The 660-nt window shown below is 39.8% G+C and carries 1 protein-coding gene; it reads left to right on the top strand.

Annotated features, from left to right (window positions below):
* The first annotated feature begins 155 nt into the window (after positions 1–155).
* Positions 156–320, top strand: coding sequence for a hypothetical protein (locus tag AC3G7N_RS21320; RefSeq protein WP_172840457.1), 165 nt, complete (start codon positions 156–158; stop codon positions 318–320).
* Positions 321–660 lie beyond the last annotated feature (340 nt).

Genomic DNA, 660 nt, shown 5'->3' with positions numbered 1-660 from the left:
GGTGGTATTGCCATACTCCCCGGTTTTATCCTATTCGCATTTTCTAAAAAAATTCAAGTCTTCATGCGTGGCGTATTATAATGATGTTTCACATGTATATTTTTATTAATCGGTTAGAAACTAATTGGTAGCAATATACATGGAGGTTGATGAAGATGGTGGAAAGAGAAAATACGTGTCTTGCCTGCGAAGGAACCGGCATGCTTTCCGATGACGAAGGCTGGCAGTACAAATGCAGTGTTTGTGATGGTGAAGGCGTGAAAAACGGTGAACCGACCCGGATAATGGATGTAGATCCAACTAATCGATTACTGGATTAAACACCAAGGGCTATCTATTCATGATTTTGAATAGATAGCCCTTTTTTACTTTTTTATAAGAATCTGTCTAGCTCCAGCGCCCAGAAGCTGCCGTCATAAGCAATGGACACGACGAACGCGAAACCCATGCGTTCTACGGTCCCTTGCTTATGCGTCTGCTTCTAAACGGGCGCTTGCGCTTTTCTTACTGGGCAATGAAATGTGTAGTATATACGAATGGTTTGTACATACCGCCTTGGCAGGCAGTGAATCCTGTTTTCCGTTATCCCATTTTTTACTCAATAAAGGTTATTTTCAAAAAAATCAGTGACGTTATAAAAAATTTAAAATAAAATTAAAA

The organism is Virgibacillus carmonensis (assembly GCF_057836705.1).
This window is presented reverse-complemented; position numbering and strand designations above follow the sequence as displayed.